Annotated in this window: 18 protein-coding genes; 7 read left to right on the top strand and 11 right to left on the bottom strand. The window is 66.3% G+C overall.

Annotation, left to right across the window (positions count from 1 at the left end; genetic code table 11):
• From HG262_RS09945 to HG262_RS09930, 4 genes are all read left to right on the top strand, one after another.
• On the top strand, positions 1 to 930 hold a 930-nt coding region (locus tag HG262_RS09945; RefSeq protein ID WP_248293311.1), incomplete at its 5' end, for an LD-carboxypeptidase.
• Between the two features lie 164 nt (positions 931 to 1,094).
• A complete protein-coding gene (locus tag HG262_RS09940) occupies positions 1,095 to 1,436 on the top strand; it encodes a helix-turn-helix transcriptional regulator (RefSeq protein WP_169270844.1) in 342 nt (113 codons plus the stop codon).
• 12 nt (positions 1,437 to 1,448) lie between these two features.
• Entirely contained in the window at positions 1,449 to 2,765 is a 1,317-nt protein-coding gene (locus HG262_RS09935) for a HipA domain-containing protein (protein ID WP_169270843.1), read from the top strand.
• Entirely contained in the window at positions 2,762 to 3,661 is a 900-nt protein-coding gene (locus HG262_RS09930) for a LysR family transcriptional regulator (protein ID WP_169270842.1), read from the top strand. Before HG262_RS09935 ends, HG262_RS09930 begins: the two co-directional genes overlap by 4 nt.
• A 25-nt stretch (positions 3,662 to 3,686) precedes the next feature.
• Here HG262_RS09930 and HG262_RS09925 read toward each other — a convergent pair whose 3' ends face one another.
• The 7 genes from HG262_RS09925 to HG262_RS09895 are packed head-to-tail and all read right to left on the bottom strand — an operon-like array spanning position 3,687 to position 10,387.
• Positions 3,687 to 4,571: an alpha/beta hydrolase gene (locus tag HG262_RS09925; RefSeq protein WP_348984379.1), complete on the bottom strand. Its 885-nt coding sequence runs from the start codon at positions 4,569 to 4,571 to the stop codon at positions 3,687 to 3,689.
• Entirely contained in the window at positions 4,568 to 4,954 is a 387-nt protein-coding gene (locus HG262_RS09920; protein ID WP_211187110.1) for a hypothetical protein, read from the bottom strand. The genes HG262_RS09925 and HG262_RS09920 overlap by 4 nt, the downstream gene beginning before the upstream one ends.
• Before the next feature lie 13 nt (positions 4,955 to 4,967).
• Complete coding sequence (locus HG262_RS09915) at positions 4,968 to 5,801, bottom strand: N-acyl homoserine lactonase family protein (RefSeq protein WP_248293310.1); 834 nt, start codon at positions 5,799 to 5,801, stop codon at positions 4,968 to 4,970.
• Complete coding sequence (locus tag HG262_RS09910) at positions 5,780 to 7,003, bottom strand: ABC transporter substrate-binding protein (RefSeq protein WP_169270841.1); 1,224 nt, start codon at positions 7,001 to 7,003, stop codon at positions 5,780 to 5,782. The genes HG262_RS09915 and HG262_RS09910 overlap by 22 nt, the downstream gene beginning before the upstream one ends.
• A 24-nt stretch (positions 7,004 to 7,027) precedes the next feature.
• Positions 7,028 to 8,458, bottom strand: a complete 1,431-nt coding sequence (locus HG262_RS09905) for an NAD-dependent succinate-semialdehyde dehydrogenase (protein ID WP_169270840.1) — start codon at positions 8,456 to 8,458, stop codon at positions 7,028 to 7,030.
• A complete protein-coding gene (locus HG262_RS09900) occupies positions 8,459 to 9,436 on the bottom strand; it encodes a tripartite tricarboxylate transporter substrate binding protein (RefSeq protein ID WP_169270839.1) in 978 nt (325 codons plus the stop codon). It abuts the gene before it with no gap.
• A gap of 57 nt (positions 9,437 to 9,493) precedes the next feature.
• Positions 9,494 to 10,387 carry an NAD(P)-dependent oxidoreductase gene (locus HG262_RS09895; RefSeq protein WP_169270838.1) on the bottom strand — a complete coding sequence of 298 codons (894 nt, stop codon included), beginning with the start codon at positions 10,385 to 10,387 and terminating at the stop codon, positions 9,494 to 9,496.
• A gap of 235 nt (positions 10,388 to 10,622) precedes the next feature.
• Here HG262_RS09895 and HG262_RS09890 point away from each other — a divergent pair, with 235 nt between their 5' ends.
• Genes HG262_RS09890 through HG262_RS09880 form a run of 3 tightly spaced genes read left to right on the top strand, consistent with a single transcriptional unit; the run spans position 10,623 to position 15,311 of the window.
• Entirely contained in the window at positions 10,623 to 11,978 is a 1,356-nt protein-coding gene (locus tag HG262_RS09890) for an MmgE/PrpD family protein (RefSeq protein ID WP_169270837.1), read from the top strand.
• A 42-nt stretch (positions 11,979 to 12,020) separates the two neighbouring features.
• Complete coding sequence (locus HG262_RS09885) at positions 12,021 to 14,117, top strand: acetate--CoA ligase family protein (RefSeq protein ID WP_248293309.1); 2,097 nt, start codon at positions 12,021 to 12,023, stop codon at positions 14,115 to 14,117.
• A gap of 42 nt (positions 14,118 to 14,159) precedes the next feature.
• A complete protein-coding gene (locus HG262_RS09880) occupies positions 14,160 to 15,311 on the top strand; it encodes an acyl-CoA dehydrogenase family protein (RefSeq protein ID WP_169270835.1) in 1,152 nt (383 codons plus the stop codon).
• 3 nt (positions 15,312 to 15,314) lie between these two features.
• Here HG262_RS09880 and HG262_RS09875 read toward each other — a convergent pair whose 3' ends face one another.
• From HG262_RS09875 to HG262_RS09860, 4 genes are all read right to left on the bottom strand, one after another.
• Positions 15,315 to 15,779, bottom strand: coding sequence for an Rrf2 family transcriptional regulator (locus HG262_RS09875; protein WP_169270834.1), 465 nt, complete (start codon positions 15,777 to 15,779; stop codon positions 15,315 to 15,317).
• A gap of 42 nt (positions 15,780 to 15,821) precedes the next feature.
• Entirely contained in the window at positions 15,822 to 16,697 is an 876-nt protein-coding gene (locus HG262_RS09870) for a class I SAM-dependent methyltransferase (protein ID WP_211187108.1), read from the bottom strand.
• 19 nt (positions 16,698 to 16,716) lie between these two features.
• Positions 16,717 to 18,012, bottom strand: coding sequence for an amino acid permease (locus HG262_RS09865; RefSeq protein WP_211187126.1), 1,296 nt, complete (start codon positions 18,010 to 18,012; stop codon positions 16,717 to 16,719).
• Between the two features lie 431 nt (positions 18,013 to 18,443).
• On the bottom strand, positions 18,444 to 19,280 hold the full coding sequence (locus HG262_RS09860; RefSeq protein WP_169270833.1) for a glycosyltransferase family 2 protein: 837 nt from the start codon (positions 19,278 to 19,280) through the stop codon (positions 18,444 to 18,446).
• Between the last annotated feature and the right edge of the window lie 3 nt (positions 19,281 to 19,283).

Below are 19,283 nucleotides of genomic sequence, written 5' to 3'. Positions count from 1 at the left end.
TTGCGTCCCGGCGCACGGGTCGCCATCGTGGCGCCGGCCTCCGCCGCGCCCGGTGCCGCGGACGATGCGGCCGAATGGCTGGAGGCCCGGGGCTTTGCTGCCCAGGTCATGCCGGCCAGCCGGACGCGCCTGGATTCCCCGTATGACTACCTGGCAGGCAGCGATGCCGACCGGCTGGCGGACTTGCATGCGGCGTTCGCCGCGCCGGACGTCGGGGCGGTGTGGTGCCTGCAAGGCGGCTTCGGATCGTGGCGCCTGCTGGACCAGCTGGATTACGCGCTGCTGCGCAGGCACCCCAAACCGTTTATCGGCTATAGCGACATCACCGCCTTGCATCTAGCCATGCAGCGTCACGCGGGTTTCGTCACGTTCCACGGCCCGATGCTGGGGCAGGACTTGCTGGCCGGCAAACGCGAGCCCACGGAATCCAATCTGCTGGCGATGATCACCGGCCAGATGGGCAGCGGATCCTGGATCGCGCCGCCGCCGGATGCACTGCCCACCGAACTGGTGCCGGGCGTGGCCAGCGGACGGCTCATCGGCGGCAACCTGGCGCTGATCGCGGCGCTGACCGGCACGCGCAACGACATCGACACGCGCGACGCCATCTTGTTCATTGAAGACGTCAACGAAGCCGTGCCGCGCGTCGACCGGTTGCTGGGGCAGTTGGCGGCCGCCGGCAAATTCGACGGGGTCAAGGGCTTGCTGGTAGGCAACTTCACCCGCCTGGGCGTGCAGATGGACGATGCACAGGCCCAAGGCCTGCTGTACCCGTTGATCCTGGACCAGTTCCGGTCGCGCGGGATTCCGGTGCTGGGCGGATGGCCCAGCGGCCATGGCGACCCGAACCTGACCCTGCCGCTGGGCGCGCGGGTCACGCTGGACACCGGCCGCGGCGCGCTGAGGCTGGATCAGGCGGTCGTGGTCTAGGCAGTCCATTCAATCGTCGATCGATTTCCACCGAATATCGGTTCAGCCATTTGAGTCATTAATCGATCTATATTATCGATTATGCTTCATTAATAGTTCATTGTTGATACAAGTTTTGCCTCATTAATCGTGCAAAACCGCCTTTCAAGCCCTATTATCAAGGCATGAAAAAGAAGATCGAACCCAGTTTCGATGCCGCGGACGCGCTGGCACGGCTTGGCGCGAACCTGCGCACGGCCCGTCTGCGCCGCGCCGAATCGGAAAGCGCGCTGGCCGGCCGCCTGGGCGTTTCGCGCGCCACCATTGCACGGCTGGAACGCGGCGACGGGGGCGTGTCGCTGGCGCTGGCGATGGAAGCCTTGATTCAATACGGGTTTGGCGACCAGTTGTTCACGCTGGCGGACCCGGACCAGGACGGCGTGGGCAAGCGGCTGGATGCCTTGCGACGGCCCAGCCGGGGCGGCGGGGCGCCGCAGCCCCATCGCATCGATCCCACCAAGCTGTAAGGCGGATCGGTCATGGCGCGCGCCAGGAAGCACAAGTCCGTCGAAAGCCAGCTGTTCGTCTATGTGGACATCCGCGGCGAAGCGGTCCTGGCCGGCGTGCTGACGCTGGACGATTCGGACGACAATCATTTTTTTGCCGAATTCACCTATGTGCAGTCTTATGTGAACGACCCGCGCGCCTTTGCGCTGGACCCGCTGAACCTGCCACTGATCGACGCCAAGACCACCTTCCGCACCGAAAGCCGCTACGAAACGCTGGGCGCGATCTTCGATGCCGCGCCTGACGCCTGGGGCCGCAATGTCATGCGCGTGGACAAGGCCGGCGCCCGCGTCCCGGAAGACGAAGTGCTGTTGCGGGGGCGGGGCATGGGTGTGGGCGCGCTGTTCTTCAGTGCCCGCCCATTGACGCCCAACATGCGCAAGACCTACCGCCTGCCCGAAATCAGCCAGCTGGAATCGTTGGCGGATTTGTTGACCGACATCGACCAGGGCGTCAAGCCCAAGGGCCTGTACCGGGATATTCTGGGCAGCTCGTGGGATATCGGCGGCGCACGGCCCAAGACGATCGTGCGTGACGAGCAGGGCGAGATGTGGATCGCCAAGTTTCCGCGCCATGGCGATTCTTACGACCGGCAACGCGTCGAATTCGCCAACCTGGAAATGGCCCGGGAGATCGGCCTGACCGTGCCCGAGATCCACCTGAGGCAAACCCATCTGGGTGCCGTGTTGTTGACTCGCCGCTTCGATCGCGAACGATTGCCGGCCGAGCGTGGCGGAGAACCTGTCGTGGCGCGCCGCCATTTCCTCAGCGGCGCGTCGTTGATCAGCCCATCGGCGCAGATCGGCAAGCGCGAACTGGACGGCGCGCGCGGCAAGGCCACGTATTCGTACGCGCGCTTGGCGGACGTGCTGCGGCGCGTCTCGTCGGATCCGGTTCACGACTTGAAGGAACTGTACGCCCGCATGATCCTGAACGTGGCGGTGCACAACACGGATGACCATCTGAAGAACGTGGGGTTCGTGAAGGACGAGGGCGGGGGCATGTACCGATTGTCGCCGCTGTTCGACGTGGTGACGCAGGAGGGGTCTGCCAAGCACTACCTGCACATCGGCGCGGCCGGGCGCGACAGCACGTTCGAGAATTGCCTGACGGAATACCGGCGCTTCGGCTTGCGGTCAGAGGCGGCGGCGCAATCGATACTCGACCGGGTCCGGGAAGTGGTGGCCGAACGCGCCGGCTTTTATGAACGGGCGGGCATGACCCGAGCCGAAATCACACAGGTCGAAGCGACGTTGACGGCGTGGCGGCACGGTATATTGCCGGTATGAAAAAGCTGGATATTCCTGCCCTGGAAATCTTCGTCGCGGCCGTCGAAGAAAAGAGCCTGTCGAAAGCGGCCGAACGGGAAAACCTGGTGACCTCGGCCGCCAGCAAGCGGGTGGCCGAGCTGGAGCGCCACCTGGGCCGTACGCTGCTGCACCGCCATGGCCGCGGTGTCGAACCGACGTCGGCGGGTGCGTTGCTTTATCAACGCGCCAAAGCCATCCTGCGCAGCGTCCAACTGACGGAACAGGCGATCAACGGCTACTCGCTTAACGGGCAGGCGAAGATCCGGCTGGCTTCCAACCCGTCGACCATCCTGCAATTCCTGCCTGGCGTGATGGGGCGGTTCCTGGCGGGCCGCAGTGATGTCAGCGTAGATTTGCTGGAAGGCCACAGCTACGACATTCCGCGCCTGGTGGCCGAGTCCTCGGTCGATATCGGCATCTACCATGCCGATCACCCCGTGCCCGGCGTGGCCTCGTTTCCGTTCCGGCGCGATCGCGTCGGGCTGGTGGTGCCCGTCGGGCACCCCCTGGCGGACCGGACGGCACTGTTCCTGGAAGAGGCGCTGGACTATGACTTGCTGGGCTACTTTCCCCGGCATTCGCTCGACCAGTTTCTGGCGTACGCGGGGCAGACGCTGTCGCGGCCGCCCAACGTCAAGTTGCAGGTGTCCAATTTCGAGACCCGGTGCTGGATGATCCGCGAAGGCCTGGGCATCGGCGTGGTGCCGGAAGGCATCGCGCGCCATTACCTGGCGTCGATGGGGCTTGTGCTGCTGCGGTTGCGCGATGACTGGGCCGAACGGCAGTTCTATGTCTGCGTGCGCGACATGGCGCAACTGGCGCGCCCCGTGGATGAATTGCTGAAGGCGCTGACGGCGTCCGAGCCGGCACGGTAGCCGCGCCGGCTCGGACGTGGCGGCGCTATTCGTCCTGGCGCGCCTCGGCCGCCTGCGCCAGCACCGGACGCAGATAGGCCAGGAACCGGTCGGGGTCTTCGCTCATGGGAAAGTGGCCCATGCCTTCCATGATCTGCCAATGAGATCCCGCGATGCGTCCGGCCAGGAACTCGGTGTCTTGCGGCGTGCAGGAATAGTCGTATTCACCGGTCAACAGCCACAGCGGGCAACGGCGCGTATCGATCCGGGCCACGCGATCGCGGATATCGCCGTCGGCCGTGTAGAAATGCAGGTCGCCCTTGAACACGCCCGGGCCGCTCTGCATGTAATGCCACAACGTTTCCCAGCGGTGATTGTCGGGGCTGCCTGGGCCGACCAGGCCCGATACGATGCCGGCGCAGACTTCGCCGCCATGCACGTCGGGCCGGTTCAACCATTCCAGGTCGTAATAGGGATCCACATGGGCGCCCGATTGCAGCCCGATCGCGCCGCCGAAGCGGTGCGCGTGCTCCAGCGCCAGATGCAGCACGATGCGGCCGCCGATCGAGCATCCCATCACCAGCGGCCTGTCCAGCGCCATCGCATCGGCCACGGCGATGATGGCTTGCGCGTAGTCCTCGGACGTCAGCCGATAGGTTTCCTGCTGCCAGCCTTCGGGGGGCGACGATTTTCCGTGCCAAGGCAGGTCGAATGCGATGACCCGAAAGGATTCGAGTATCCGCGGGTCGTTCATCACCGCGCGGTACTGGCGGGTATCGGCCCCGGCGGTATGCAGGCACAGCAGCGGAATGCCGCTGCCGGCTTCCTCGACATAGACACGGTGCGCGCGGCCGCCCAGCGTCAAATGTAGGTAGCGTCCGATGATGGGTTCGAAGACGGCAGGGTGCGGATTCGCGGGTTGCGGATTCACGAGGGCGCTCCTTCGGCGCGCGGGCAGGCCAGCACGTCCTTGAAATACAGCAGATTGGACATCAGGGGATACAGGTCGCCTTCCGCGCGCAGGCGCCGGAATTTCACCAGCGCCATCAGGTCGTGATAGCCCGGCGGGGGCAGCGGGCGCCAGAATTGCGCCCAGTCCTCGGCCGAGGCCCGCAGCGCGAACTGCCAGCGCGGCATCACAAAGGGCCCCCGCCGCACCGTCTGGATGCGGCCCGCCGCAACGGTGATCAGGTAGGCGTCGGCGCCGCGCTCCAGCAGGAATACCGTGTTCAGATGGCGGCCGCGCCACACCAGGCGCTCTTGACGGTTCACGGCGTCGGCCAGCCGGTTCAGGATGAAGTCGTCTTCTTGCATCGGGTTTTCCTTGTCACAAAGGGGGCGTATCCAGCCGGTAGATGCCTGCTTCGGCATCGGCGCGCGGATACTGCCGGGCGACGGCCGGGTCGTGGCCCGGCACGATATGCGCGTCGGATTCCACCAGCGTACGAATTCGCCGATAGCCTTCCAGCATGTCACCCAGGTGAAAGATAGCGGGAAACGGGTTGTCGTCGGTGAGGTTGCGTGAATAGTGCAGGGCATCCGAGGCCAGCACGATCCAGCCGCGCGCGGTATGCACCCGCACCACCTGCAAGCCCTGCGTGTGGCCGCCTACGTGATGCAGTTCCAGTCCGGGCGCCAGCACGGCATTGCCGTCGTGAAAGTGGACGCGCCCCGCGTATACCTGACGGACCACTGCCTGCACGTCGTCGACCGAAAAGAAATGCCGCATGGCCGCAAAACACATGTACCGACCCGTGGCGTAGTGCATTTCGGTGTCCTGCAAATGGACCTGCGCGCGGGGATAGGCTTCGACGTTGCCGGCGTGGTCATAGTGCAGGTGCGTCAGGATCAGGTGATCGATGTCGGCCGGCGCCAGGCCCAACCGGGCCAGCGCCGCTTCGGGATGCAGCGTGAACGCCCGGTCCCGCGCGCGCGCCGAACAGGCGCTAAAACCGGTATCGACCAGCACATTGCCCGCCGGTCCTCGTAGCAGCCAGCAGTAGAAATCCATCGGCATGGGGCCGTCGTGTACATCGGTGCGCGACAGGAAGTTGTCGACGGCCCGCCGGGTCACGCTGGCATAGCGGATGGCGTAGGCCTCGTAGACCGGCGGGGTGGCGCCGGCGGCCGGCGGTGCGGTCATTTCTTGGCGAGCTTGCATTGGCTTTCGGCCAAGGGCATGAACGCCTGATCGCCTGGCACCGTCTTGACGATCTTGTAGTAGTCCCACGCGGCCTTGGATTCCTTGGGCGCTTTCACCTCGACGACGTAGGTGTCGTGGATCAGCTTTCCGTCTTCGCGCAGGCGGGCGTTGCGGGCAAAGGCGTCATGGATCGGCATGCCGCGCAGCGTTCGCATCACGGCGTCCACGTTGTCCGTGCCGGACTTTTCCACGGCGCGCAGGTAGTTCAGCACGGCGGAATACTGTCCGGCCTGCAGCGCGGTGGGCATCTTGTTGGACGCCTTGAAGAAGCGCTGGGCGAACGCGCGCGTTTCGTCGTCCATGTCCCAGTAAAAGGTCTCGGCGAACGTCATGCCCTGGGCGGCTTCCAGGCCTACGCCATGCACGTCCGTGATGCTCATCAACATGGCGACGAGCTTCTGGCGGTCGGCCAGCCCGAATTCCCGCGCCTGCTTGATCTCGTTCTGCAGGTCCGCGCCCGCGCTGGCGAACCCTACCGCATCGGCCTTGCTGGCTTGCGCCGACAGTAGGAAGGAGGCGAAATCCGTGCCCGGGAAGGGATAGCGTACGGCGCCCGCGACCGTGCCGCCGCCTTCCTTCACGAAGCGCATGCCATCGCTTTCCAGCGAGTGGCCGAAGGCGTAGTCGGCCGTGACGAAATACCACTTCTTCGCTCCGGCCTCAACCAGCGGCAGGGTGCCCACCTTGGCCAGCGCATAGGTGTCATAGACCCACTGGACGTTGTTGGGCGAGCAGTCTTCGCCGGTGATGCGGGTGGCGCCGGCGCCGGTCACCATCGTCATGCGGCCTTTTTCACGGGCGATGTTCATGACGGCCAGCGCGACCGCGCTGTTGCCCAGTTCCGTCACCACGTCGACCTTTTCGCGGTCGATCCATTCCCGGGCCCGGCCGGCGGCAACGTCGGTCTTGTTCAGATGGTCGGCCGACAGCATTTCGACGGGCTTGCCCAGCACCTTGCCCCCGAAATCTTCGATGGCAAGCTTGGTGGCCAGCACCGAACCGGGGCCGACATTGCCCGAATAGGCGCCGGACATGTCGGTCAGCACGCCGATGCGCACGACGCCGTCGGAAATGCCCTCGGGCGCCTGCGCCTGGCCGTGGATGGGTGCCAAGCCGGTGCCTGCGGCCAAAGCGAGCAGGGCGGTGATTTTCTTGTTCATGGTCTTCTCCTTTGGATGCTGCGGCTACATCTGGCTGACGTACTTGACCTGCATGAATTCCTGCAGGCCTTCGACGCCGCCTTCCTTGCCCAGCCCGCTGTCCTTGAATCCGCCAAAGGGCGTCTCCGGCAGGGATGCCTGGCAATGGTTGCTACACACGACGCCGCTTTCGATGCGCTCCGACGCCAGCCGCGCGGTCGCCGCGTCGCGCGTAAACACATACGACGCCAAACCGAACGGCAGGCGGTTGGCCAGCGCCAGCGCTTCGTCCATATCGTGGAAAGGTCGCACAAGCGCCAGTGGCCCGAAGGGCTCCGTGTTGGCGGCCAGGCAATCGGGGCCGACATCGCGCAGCACGGTCGGCGCCCAGAACCAGCCCGGCAGGTCCAGCCGGGTGCCGCCTGCGGCCAACTGCGCGCCGTGCGTGACGGCATCGGCCACCATGGATTCCATGGCCGCCAACCGGCGGGGGTTCGCCATCGGCCCCATTTGCACGCCGGCATCCAGGCCGTTGCCCACGCGCCAGCTGCGGGCCCGGTCGGCCAGGCGTTGCACAAAGCGCTCATAGACGCCTTGCTGCACGTACATGCGGGTGGGCGACGTGCAGATCTGGCCGCTATTGCGCAGCTTGGCGGCCAGCAGTGCATCGGCGGCGGCTTCCGGATCGGCGTCGCCGAAGACCAGCACCGGGGCATGCCCCCCCAGCTCCAGCGTGGCGCGCTTCAGACCGCTGGCGGCCATTACCGCCAGATCGCGGCCGATGGATGTGGATCCGGTGAAGGTCACCATGCGGATCACGGGCGAGGAGATCAACCGCCGGGAGATCTCGCCCGGGTCGCCAAACAGCATGCTCAGCACCCCGGCGGGCAGGCCGGCATCCGCCAGCGCGCGGCCGATTTCCAGCGCGATTGCAGGCGTCTCCTCGGACGGCTTGATCACGATCGAGCAGCCGGCGGCCAACGCGCCTGCGATCTTGCGCGACGGCGTGATCGCAGGCGCGTTCCAGCCCGAGAACGCAGCGACCGGGCCGACGGGCTCCGGGATGGCCATTTGCCGGATGCCGCCGACGCGCCCGGGGATCAGGCGGCCATACGTGCGGCGGGCCTCTTCGGCGGCCCATTCGAACATCTCGGCCGCGGTCGCCACTTCCTTTTCGGATTCGGCCAGCGGTTTGCCAAGTTCGCGGGTGATCAGCCACGCCAGGAGGGGAGTGCGTTCCCGCATGAGGGCGGCGGCGCGGCGCAGGATGACCGCCCGCTCCAGCGCAGGCGTATCGCGCCATGCGGCAAAGCTGCGCCGCGCCGCGTCCAGCGCTTCGTCGATGTCTTCGGCCGTCGCCACCGGCACGCGCCCCAGTACGGCCAGCGTGGCCGGGTCGACCACTTCCAGGCCCGGGCGGTTGCCGGCGGGCACCGCCCGGCCGCCGATCAGCAGGTTCAGTTCGGGATAGTGCATTCAGTCCGCCTTTGCGATGTGGCTGGTCTGCATGACTTGCGCCCAGCGGTCGGTTTGCGCGCCAATGTGCCGCGCGAAGTCTTCGGGCGTGCCGGTCATGGGGTATTGGCCCAGCTTGAGCAGCGCGTCGCGCGAGGCCTCGGTGCCCATCACCTTGTTGATCGCGGCGTTCAACCGCTGCGTCACGGCGGGTGGCACGCCGGCCGGCGCCAGCACCCCGTTCCACGGTTCGGCGGTGAATCCCGCAATGCCGGCCGATTCCGCCACGGTGGGCACGCCTGGCGCCACGGACGACGGCTGGGCCGCGGCGATGCCAAGCGCGCGCATCTTGCCCGCCTGCACTTGAGGCATCGCGGCGATCGCGCTCAAGAACGCCATGTCCACCCGCCCGGCCACCAGATCGGCGATCGCCGCCGAGTCGCCCTTGTAGGGAATATGGGTAATGTCGACGTTGGATGCGCTCTTGAACCATTCGCCGGCCAGGTGATTCACGGCGCCGCTGCCGGCGGACGCGAAGGTCAGCGCGCCGGGCTTCTGGCGCGCGCCGGCGATCAGTTCCTGCACTGTCTTGAAGGGGGAATCCGCAGGCACGACCAGCAGGTACGGGTAGCTGGCGACCAGGGCGACGGGCTGGAAGTCCTTCAGCACCTGGTAGTCGACCTTCTGCTTATAGACGGGTTCGATGGACAGCGTGCCGCTGCTGCCGAGCATCAGCGTGTAGCCGTCGGCGGCGGCGCGCTTGACCGCCTGCAATGCCACGACGCCGTTGGCGCCCGGACGGTTTTCCACCACGATGGTCTGGCCGAGTTCGGCCTCCAGGCCGCGGGCCAGATAGCGTCCGACGGCGTCCGTCGGGCCGCCGGCGGTGAATCCGATCACCAGCGTGATCGGTTTGACGGGGTAGTCCGCGGCCGCGGCATTGAAGCCGAGCGCGGTGGCGAGCACGGGCAGCGCCCACCTGCGAAGCATGGATGTCATGATTGTCTCGAAAGGGGAAGGCCGTGGCGCGGCGGGCGCCGCAGCAGTACGGGGGAATCAGGCGTAGCCGCGTTCGATCAGCTTGACCATCACCGGGTAGTACTCCTTGACGTAACCCGCGGCGCGCGTGCGCTCAAGCAGGTCATGCGTCAGCTTGGCGGCACGGGCGTCGACATCGCCCTGGTTGGCCAGTTCCAGCGCCAGCAGGATGTCCTTGATGGCGTACTCGGTCGGAAAGGTCTTTTCAGGGAAGGTTTCGGCGGCAAGCGCCTTCTGGCCCGGGTTGCGCAGCACGAAACTGTCGGCCGATCCCTTGCTCAGCGCATCCAGCAACAGGGTGCCGTCGACGCCCGCGCTGCGCCCGATCGTGATGGCCTCGGCCAATGCGTGGACGGTCATGAACACCACCATGTTGTTCATGATCTTCACCACCTGGCCATTGCCGACGCCGCCGCAAAGCAGCACGTCCGTGCCCATGCACGACAGGTAGGGCAAGACCGCCTCGTAATCCTCGCGGGTGGCGCCCACGGTGATCATCAGCGTGCCCAATCGGGCGGCTTCGCGCATCCGGGCTACCGGCGCGTCGATCAGCAGAATGCCGTGGCCGCGCAGGACTTCGGCCAGGCGGCGGGTGCGGCCGACGTCGCTGGTGCTCATGTCGACCACGATGCGCACGCGGCCGGCGGCTTGCACCAGGCCGCCCGGTCCGGTGCACACCTGTTCCACCTGCACGATGCTGGGCAAAGACAGGAACACGATTTCGGCGTTCTGCGCCACTTCGACGATCGACGCGCAGGCGTGGCCCCCCAGTGCGCCGATCCGGGCGACCGGCTCCGGGCTGATATCGGTCACATACACCGGGTGCCCGGATTTGCGGACCAGATTGGCGCACATGGGTTCCCCCATCACGCCCAGGCCGATGAAGCCCAGCGGGGTCTTTGTCTCACTCATTACTTCCTCCTTGGTATGGCGTCTGTTTTTCTGTCTGTTGCCATGCAGCTTACGGAAGGCCCCGGCGCGGCGGTATGAAAAATTGGCAAAGCAACTATCTCCAAATCCGCCCCCCCCGGATCAAGAACGCTCGTTTTCCTTTTTATCAATCCTGAACCGGGACCGGCCGCCTAGAGTGGACGGCAGATATCGGCGACGCCTTTGCCGCGCCGCAACAACCAAGGGAGACACAAGGATGCTGCTGGACACGATCGCCGCCTATGGCGCGCAAGACACGCTGGCGCGGCTGCCGGACGAGGTCGTCCACCACGCCAAGCGCGCGTTCCTGGACTGGTTGTCCGCGCTATATCCGGGCACGCGCACCGCGCCTTGCCTGCAATTGCTGGGCGCGCACGGGGCGGAGCTGGGCTCGGGCGCGTCCAGCTTGCCCGGATGCGCCACCACCGCTTTCGCGGCCACGGCGGCGTGGATCAACGGCAGCGTGTCGCACGCCGTGGAGTTCGACGACATCTTCCGCGACGCGATCTACCACCCGGGATGTCCGACCATCGCCGCCGCGCTGGCCCTGGCCGAAGAGGGCGACGCCAGCGGCCAGGCGCTGCTGAACGCCATCGTCGTGGGTTACGAAATATCGACGCGCATCGGCGCCGCGGTGCAGCCGTCCCATTACCGCTACTTCCATACGACGGGCACCGTGGGCTGCTTCGGCAGCGCAGCGGCGGCCGCCGCCTTGTGCGCCCCGGGCGACGCGCAAACGATGCTGCATGCGCTGGCCACCGCCGGCACGTTGGCCAGTGGCCTGCAGCAGGCCTTTCGGTCCGACGCGATGAGCAAGGCGCTGCACGCTGGCCATGCCGCCGAAGTGGGGGTGCGGGCCGGGCAGGGCGCGGCGCACGGCATTACCGGCGTGCCCGACATCCTGGAAGGCCAGGTCGGCTTCGGCGCGGCCTTGGCAGAAGATCCGGACTGGGCCGTGGCCGTGGACGGCCTGGGCCAGCGCTACAACATCCTGTCGATCACGCAGAAAAACCACGGCTGCTGCGGCCATACCTTCGCCGCCATCGATGCCGCGCTGGCGTTGCGCCAGCAGGGGCTGCGCGCGGACGACGTCGTGTCCTTGCGCGTGGACGCCTATCAGACCGCCCTGGACGTCACGGGCAACTTCGCGCCCGCCACCGCCTTCGAAGCCAAGTTCAGCCTGCCGTACGTGGTGGCGCACGCGCTGGTCCACGGTTCGGTCCGGTTGGACGCCTTCGGCGCCGAACGCTTGCGGGATGCGCACGTTCGCCAGCTGATGCAACGGCTGGAGCTGCGTGCCGACCCGGCGTTCACTGCGGGCTTTCCGACGATGCGCGCCGCCCGCTTGTCGGTCACGACCCGTGAGGGGAAAGTGTTTGAACACCATTCCCCCTACCGCAAGGGCGACCCCGAGTCGCCCCTGTCCGATGCCGATCTCAACGACAAATTCGATGAATTGGCCGGCCCCGTCCTGGGCCGCACGCGCGTCCGCGCGCTACGCGAGGCCATCTGGCGCCTGGACGCGATGCCCGTGCGCGCGTTGCGCCTGGCGGCCGACATGCCCCGGCCTTGATACCCCCCATCCCTTTCGGAACCTATGACTTCAGCCGCATCCATGTCCTCTTCCTCCTTATCGCCGTCCTTTGCCGACGCGCTGCTGTCCCCCCGCGCCATTGCCCTGGTGGGGGCCTCGGGCGACGTGCGCAAGAACACTGCGCGCCCCTTGCGATTCATGCGCAAGCACGGCTATACCGGCGCCGTCTATCCCATCAACGCCGCCCGCGCCGACATCCTGGGCGAACAGGCCTATCCCTCACTGGCCGGCCTGCCCGGGCCGGTGGACCACGTCTTCGTGATGATTCCCGGCAGTGAGGTGGCCGCGCTGCTGCCGGCATGCGCCGACGCGGGCGCGCAGGTCGTGACCGTTTATTCAGACGGGTTCGGTGAGACCGGGCCGGACGGCCAGGCGCGCCAGGCCGCGCTGGTGGCGCAAGCGCGCGGACTGGGCCTGCGCCTGCTGGGGCCGAACAGCATCGGCCTGGCCGACCTGCATACCGGCGGCATCCTTTCTGTGAACGCCGCCTTCGAAGCCGATACCTTACTGCCCGGCGACATCAGCCTGGTGTCGCAGAGCGGATCGATGATGGGGTCGCTGCTGTCGCGGGCCGCCGCCCGCGGGTTCGGCTTCGCCAAGTCGGTGTCGGTTGGCAATGAAAGCGATATCTCGGTCGGCGAGGTGGTTGACGCGCTGGTGGACGATCCGCACAGCAAGGTCATCCTGCTGTTCCTGGAAACCTTGCGCGATGCGCCGGCGCTGGCCCGGGCGCTGACGCGCGCGCGGGCCCAGGGCAAACCGGTGATCGCCTACAAGCTGGGCCGGTCCGAGCAGGGCGACGCGCTGGCGCAGTCGCATACCGGCGCCATGGCGGGCAACGACGCGGCGGTCGACGCCTTCTTGAAGGCGCATGGGGTCATGCGGGTCCAGCACCTGGAAACGCTATTCGAGATCGCGCCGCTGGCCTCGCGCCATGCCCGCCCGCCGCGCCCATCGGCCGCCGTGCCGCCTGCAGCCACCCGAGTGGCCGTGATCACGACAACGGGCGGCGGCGCCGCGACCGTGGTCGACAACCTGGGGCGGTACGGCCTGGCCGCCGTGGCGCCACCGCCCGATTTCGTCCGGATGATCGCGCAAGCCGGCCTGAACATTCGTGAAACGCCCGTCATCGACCTGACGCTGGCCGCAACCAGCGCGCAATACAAGATGCTGCTTGAACACTTGCTGCGGGCCGATTGGTGCGACGCGGTCCTGAGCGTGGTGGGGTCGTCGGCGCAATTCCATCCTGGCCTGGCGGTCAAGCCTTTGCTGGAGGCCGACAAGCCCGACGGCAAACCGCTGGCGGTCTTCCTGGCGCCCGAGGCCCCGGAATCGCTGGCCTTGCTGCGGGCGGGCGGCATCGCCGCCTTTCGCACGCCGGAAGCCTGCGCCGACGCGCTCTCGGTGTTCTTCGCCGACGCCGGCCAACCGCCTGCCCAGGGCGACCCCGTGGCCTGGCCGCAAGACCTGCCGCGGCGCGGCATGCTCAGCGAACACCAGGCAGGGGCGCTTTTCCGCAGCCTGGGCGTGCCGGTCGCGGCCGGCCAACTGCTGGCGCCGGACGCGCTGCGACACGACGTGCCGTACCCGTTGGTCGCCAAGGTCTGCTCGCCTGACTTGGCGCACAAGACCGAACTCGGGGCCGTCCGGGTGGGCGTCGCGGATGCCGACGCACTGTCGAACGCCGTGCGCCAGATGCTGGAGGCGGTGCGCCGCCAGGCGCCGGACGCGCGGATCGACGGCATCCTGGTCCAACCCATGGAAAGCCGGCTGATCGAACTGATCCTGGGCTATCGCCACGACCCGTTGGTGGGCCCCACGGTGTTGCTGGGCGCGGGCGGCATCGCCGCCGAGCTGGCGCCGGACTTTGCGCTGCGCCTGGCGCCGGTGGATGAAGACGAAGCTCGCCGAATGATTCTGGAAGTGCGGCAGACCCGACTGATACGCGGGTTCCGCGGCTTGCCCGAAGGCGATTGCGACGCATTGGCCCGCGCCATCGCGGCGTTTTCGCGGCTGGCGTGCCTGTCGGGCGTGCGGGTCGAGGAAGCCGAAATCAACCCTTTGTTTGTCCGCGCCGATGGCGTGGTCGCCGTCGACGGGCTGGCGCGCCTGGTCTGACCCCTCAATTATTTTTCCAACTCTGCATCGGGAACACCCTAGATGGACTTCAAACTGACTCCGGAACAACAGGATTTCCAGACCGCCGTGCGCCGGTTCGCGGATCGCGAACTGCGCGACGGCGCCGTCGAACGCGCCCATTCCGACGACTACCCCTGGGACGTCGCCCGCAAGATGGCGGGACAGGGGTTGCTTGGCATCACTATTGCCGAGCAGGACGGCGGCGTCGGCGGCTCATTGATGGACGCCGTCATCGCCATCGAGACCGTCGCGTCCGTATGTCCGCGCAGCGCGGACGTGGTGCAGGCAGGTAACTTCGGCGCTATCCGCGTACTGGCCGAATACGGAAGCGCATTGCAAAAGCAAAAGTACCTGACGGCGCTGCTGGCTGGCGAAGGGCTGATTTCCGTCGGCATGACCGAGCCCGACGCCGGGTCGGCGGTGACCGAACTCAAGACCAGCGCCACGCGCGCCGAGGGCGGCTGGCGCATCAACGGCACCAAGATCTTCACGACCCACGGCCCGCACGCCAGCGTGATCCTGACCTACGTGCGCTTTGGCCCGGGTACGGGCGGCATCGGATCGGTGCTGATCGATACCAAGGCCCCCGGCGTGAAGCTGGGCAAACGCTCCGCCTTCATGTCCGGCGAGGAATGGGTCGAGATTTTCTTCGACAACGTATTCGTGGCCGACGACATGGTCGTCCTGGGCGAGGGCGGTTTCAAGAAGCAGATCGCCGGCTTCAACGTCGAGCGCATCGGCAACACGGCGCGCTCGCTGGCGCTTGGCCGCTACGCCTACGAAGAAGCGCGCAACTGGGCCATGCAGCGCAAGCAGTTCGGCCGCCTGTTGTGCGAGTTCCAGGGCTTGCAATGGAAATTCGCGGATATGCGGATCAAGCTGGATGCCGCCCAATTGCTGCTGTACCGGGCGGCCAGCGGGGCGGACACCGGCTTCCCGTCAGCCACGGATACCGCCATCGCCAAGGCCTACTGCAACCAGGTGGGCTTCGACGTGGCCAATGATGCCTTGCAGGTGCTGGGCGGTTTGGGCTACAGCCGGGAATCGCTGGTGGAGTATTGCGTGCGCCGGTGCCGCGGGTGGATGATCGCCGGCGGCTCTATCGAGATCCTGAAGAACCGCATCGCCGAGGGCATCTTCGAACGCAGTTTTCCCCAGCGTCCCCCGCGCTAGGCGTCATTCGGCGTGCGCCGTCGCCTCGCTGAACCCCCGGCCATGGCGCAGCATGCCGGCATGGAAATCCTTGCTGAGCGCGGCGAGCGTCACCCCGGCGAACCGCGCCATCAGCAGGGCTTCGGCGTCTTCGAAAGCGCCGTTCAGCGCCTTGTTGACGGCGGCTTCGACCAGGCAGCCGGGCGACTCGCTGCGGTTGCCCATGGCGAAGATCTCGGGCGAGCCCAGGGCTTCGTAGATGTCGCGCAGCGTCACGCGGTTGAAATCGCACGAAATTGTCCAGCCGCCGCCATGGCCCTTTTCGGAATGCACCAGCCCTTGGTCGCGCAATCCGGCCATGATGCGGCGGATGACGACGGGATTGGTCTGCATGACCCGTCCCAGGTCGTCGGACGTCATGGGGCCGGGCGCCTCGGCCATGTGCAACAGAACGTGGAGCACGCCCGAAAGTTTGCTGTCTCTTCTCATGCAACGCATGCTATTGCATGAGAAGCGGACCGGTCAAACGCGTCAACTGCGCCGGGCGGTCCAGCTGCCTTTGCCCGCCGCCGTCCCGCTCATGGTCTGGCCATTGACCTCACCGGTATAGCGCACGCCATTGGCGCTGAACGAGATCTCGTTGCCCTTCAGGCGGGCATCCGAAATGTCCGCTTTGCCGAGCTTGCCCGACAGCATCTGGTACTGCTGCGTCAGATGCAGCGTCTGGCCGTCCACCTCCCATTTGCCGTCGACCTTGGCAGGCACGATCCACAGCAATGCGGTGCAGTAGGTCGAACAATCCTGGGTAACGGTTTCGGACGCATCGGGTTCCCAGTCGCCCATCCGGAAGGTGTTGGACACTACCCGGGTGCCCGGCGGCAGCTGCAGCAGCGTGGGCCGCAGCTTTTCGTTGATGGTGGACAGCAGGAACATGGTAATCACGTCCGCCTTGGACAGATCGGTCTGGAACAGGTCGGCTGCCACGAACGTGGCGCGGTCCGCGACGCCGGCCCGTTGCGCGTTACGGCGCGACAACTCGACCAGATCGGGGTTGTATTCGATGCCTTGCGCGGTCAGGCCGCGCTGGGCGGCCGTGATCACGGTGCGGCCGTCGCCGGACCCCAGGTCCATCAGCCGGTCCTTCGGCGTGACTTTGGCCATGTCCAGCATCTTATCCACCAACGTTTGCGGCGTCGGCACCCAGATCACGTCCTTGCCTTCCTGGCCGACGTCCGGGACGTAGTCTTTGGAGGTTTCGGGCGTTGCACCCGGGGCGGTCGCCGACTGGGCGGCGGCCGTGGCGGCGAACGCCAGGGACAGCGCCATGGCCGTGGCCGCCGCAGCGGTTCGGGCGAGAGGCATGCGCAGGCGGCGGCCGGCGGCAAGGGGGGACGTGGAGGGTTGCATGATGGGCTCTCCTTGGGGGTTAGTCAGGCATCCGGGCAGGTTTGAGCAAGCGCAGCAGGGGCATGCCTGCCGCCAGCACCGCCAATCCGATCAGGGCGCCGGCGCCCGCGTAGACGGCGCTGGAATAGACCAGCCCCGCGCAGGTCAGGCCCAGCAGCAGCGGGGGCAGGGGATAGAGGGGCACGCGAAAGGGCCGGGGACGCTCTGGATCCCGTTGCCGCAAGCGCCACACCGAGGCCGCCACCAGCAGCATGAATAGCCAGAACACCGGCGCGGTGTAGGCCACCAGCGTCTGCACGCTGTTCTGACTGAAGGCGCCCAGGCCCACCAGCAGCAGGGTGATCGCGCCTTGCGCCAGCAGCGCGGCGACCGGCGTATCGTCGCGGGCGCTCCAGCCCGCCAGCGCGTGCAGCCGCGGCACGTCGCGGCCCAAGGCGTAGTACACGCGGGCACCGGTGATGATGGTGCCGTTGATGGTGCTAAGCGCGGTGGCGCAGACAGTCAGGCTGAGCAGGGCGGCGGCATAAGGGCCCGCAGCCAGCTGCATGACGTCGGCGCCCAACGCCGGCGTGTCGCGCAAGCCTTGCAAACCGAAGATCTCCAGCAGCGCCAGATTGGTCAACAGATAGGCGCCCGTCACGACCGCCGTGCCGATCAGCAGCATCCGGCTCATGTTGCGGCCCGGGTCGCGCAGTTCGCCGCTGAGATAGGCGGCTTCGTTCCATCCGCCGTAAGTCAGCAGCACGAACACCATGCCCATCCCCATCAGGCCCGCCGCATTGCCCGCCAGGGGCGCGGGCGTTGCGAAGGGGGCCGCCGTGTCGCCCATTGCCGTCAGGCTGGCGACGAGGACCGCCCCCAATGCCGCCAGGGTCAGCATGGTGAAGACCCATTGCAGGCGTTTGGAATAGCGCGTGCCGACCATGTTCAGCGCGGTCAGCGCCACCACCGAGATCGCGGCATGCACGGCCGGGCCGTGGGCGCCCAGCGGCAGCAGCCGATTCGCGTAATCACCGTAGATGTAGGCGACCACCGCGATCGCGCCGGTCTGGATCACGGTGCAGCGGGCCCAGGCGAACATCAAGCCTACGCGCGGCCCCCAGGCCCGGGTCAGGTACAGGTATTCGCCACCGGCGCCGGGGTAGGCCGAGCCCAGTTCCGCGTAGCACAGCGCGCCCACCAGCATCACCAGTCCACCCGCGCACCAAAGCGCCAGGTACATGGCCTCGGACCCGGCGTGCTGCGCGACCAGGGGCGGAAAACCGAAGATGCCGATGCCGATCACCACGCCCACCAGCACCACAGTGGCGTCCATCACCGATAACCCTGGTTTCTCCTCACGGGGCATACGGGTCGGTAACGCGGCGGCGCGCGGACGGATCAGTGTCATGGAGGCTCTCGCAGGGGGGCGGCGGGTCTCAGGCGCGGCGGATGCCGGAGAAAGCACCTGACGGAAACCTGAACAATTTGCGACCGATGCGAGCGCGGAAAAGTTTCTTCGGGTATTCCCGAAAAAAGCCATGCAGGCATCTCGCGGTGCCTGGTCTCACTATCGATTCAACTTTAACTAATCGCCTTAAGCCATTGATTATTATTTGATTTTAATCGGCACTTAAAGTGATTTAGTTAAAGTAAATTATCAAGATTAAAATCGATGGCGATCCACCACGCCGACGGAGCGCGCTCGCTCATCGGCCTGCGAAATGTCGGCTTATTCGAGGGGCCGCATACCGATAGCGTGCGTGATCAGCCGCCGGTCCGTGTCGATTTCGTCGGGTTGTAGCGCCCGAAGCAAGCCCGGAACAAGGTGGCAAGCACCGCCAGATTGCCTTTGAACGCGCTGATCTTGGTGGGCACTTCACCCTTGGGATACCTGCGCACGGTCGGAATTTCGACGCAGCGATACGCCAACTTCGGCGCCCGATACGACAAATAGGCCAGCAATTCATAGCTCATGAACACGTCGCGGAAGGGCGCCACGGCGGGATCGAGCAACAATTTTCGGCTGTAGGCGCGAAAACCCTGCGTGGTATCGGTCCAGCGAAAGCCCGAAAACAGACTCAGCATCGGAGCGTGAATGAACCGTATCGCCAGGTCTCGCGAGGCGGGCGTGTTTTCGGCCACACCGCCTTTTACGAAGCGTGAGGCTTGCACAAAATCAAAGCCGCGCGCGAGCATGTCAATGAAGCGGGGAATGGCCTCCGGATCATCCTTGTCATTCCCGTCGATCGTTACGATGCCTTCATAACCCTGGTCCAGGGCGTAGGCATAGGCGCATCGGAGTTGGGCGCTGAGTTTTCCCGGTCCGGTTTTGAGCAGCAGGTCTCGAACCCCCATCTGCTTAAGGAAGCTCAATTCCAACGAGCCATCCTTGCTGCCGCCGTCCACAATGATGATGTCGGCCAGGCCGTCGATGTTCAGTGCCGCCATCCGCGCAAGCAAGTTCCGGATTCGAGCACCCTCATTGATGACCGGAATCACCACGCACCAGGGATGCAGGCGGCCTTGCGAAAGTCGTGTCTCGAACGCCGGGACTTGCCAGGTGGCACGTGCCTCTGGAGCAAGCTGTGCAGGTTGGGTCATGGT

The sequence above is a fragment of the Achromobacter sp. Bel genome (assembly GCF_012928505.1).
Taxonomy (GTDB): domain Bacteria; phylum Pseudomonadota; class Gammaproteobacteria; order Burkholderiales; family Burkholderiaceae_B; genus Achromobacter.
This window is presented reverse-complemented; position numbering and strand designations above follow the sequence as displayed.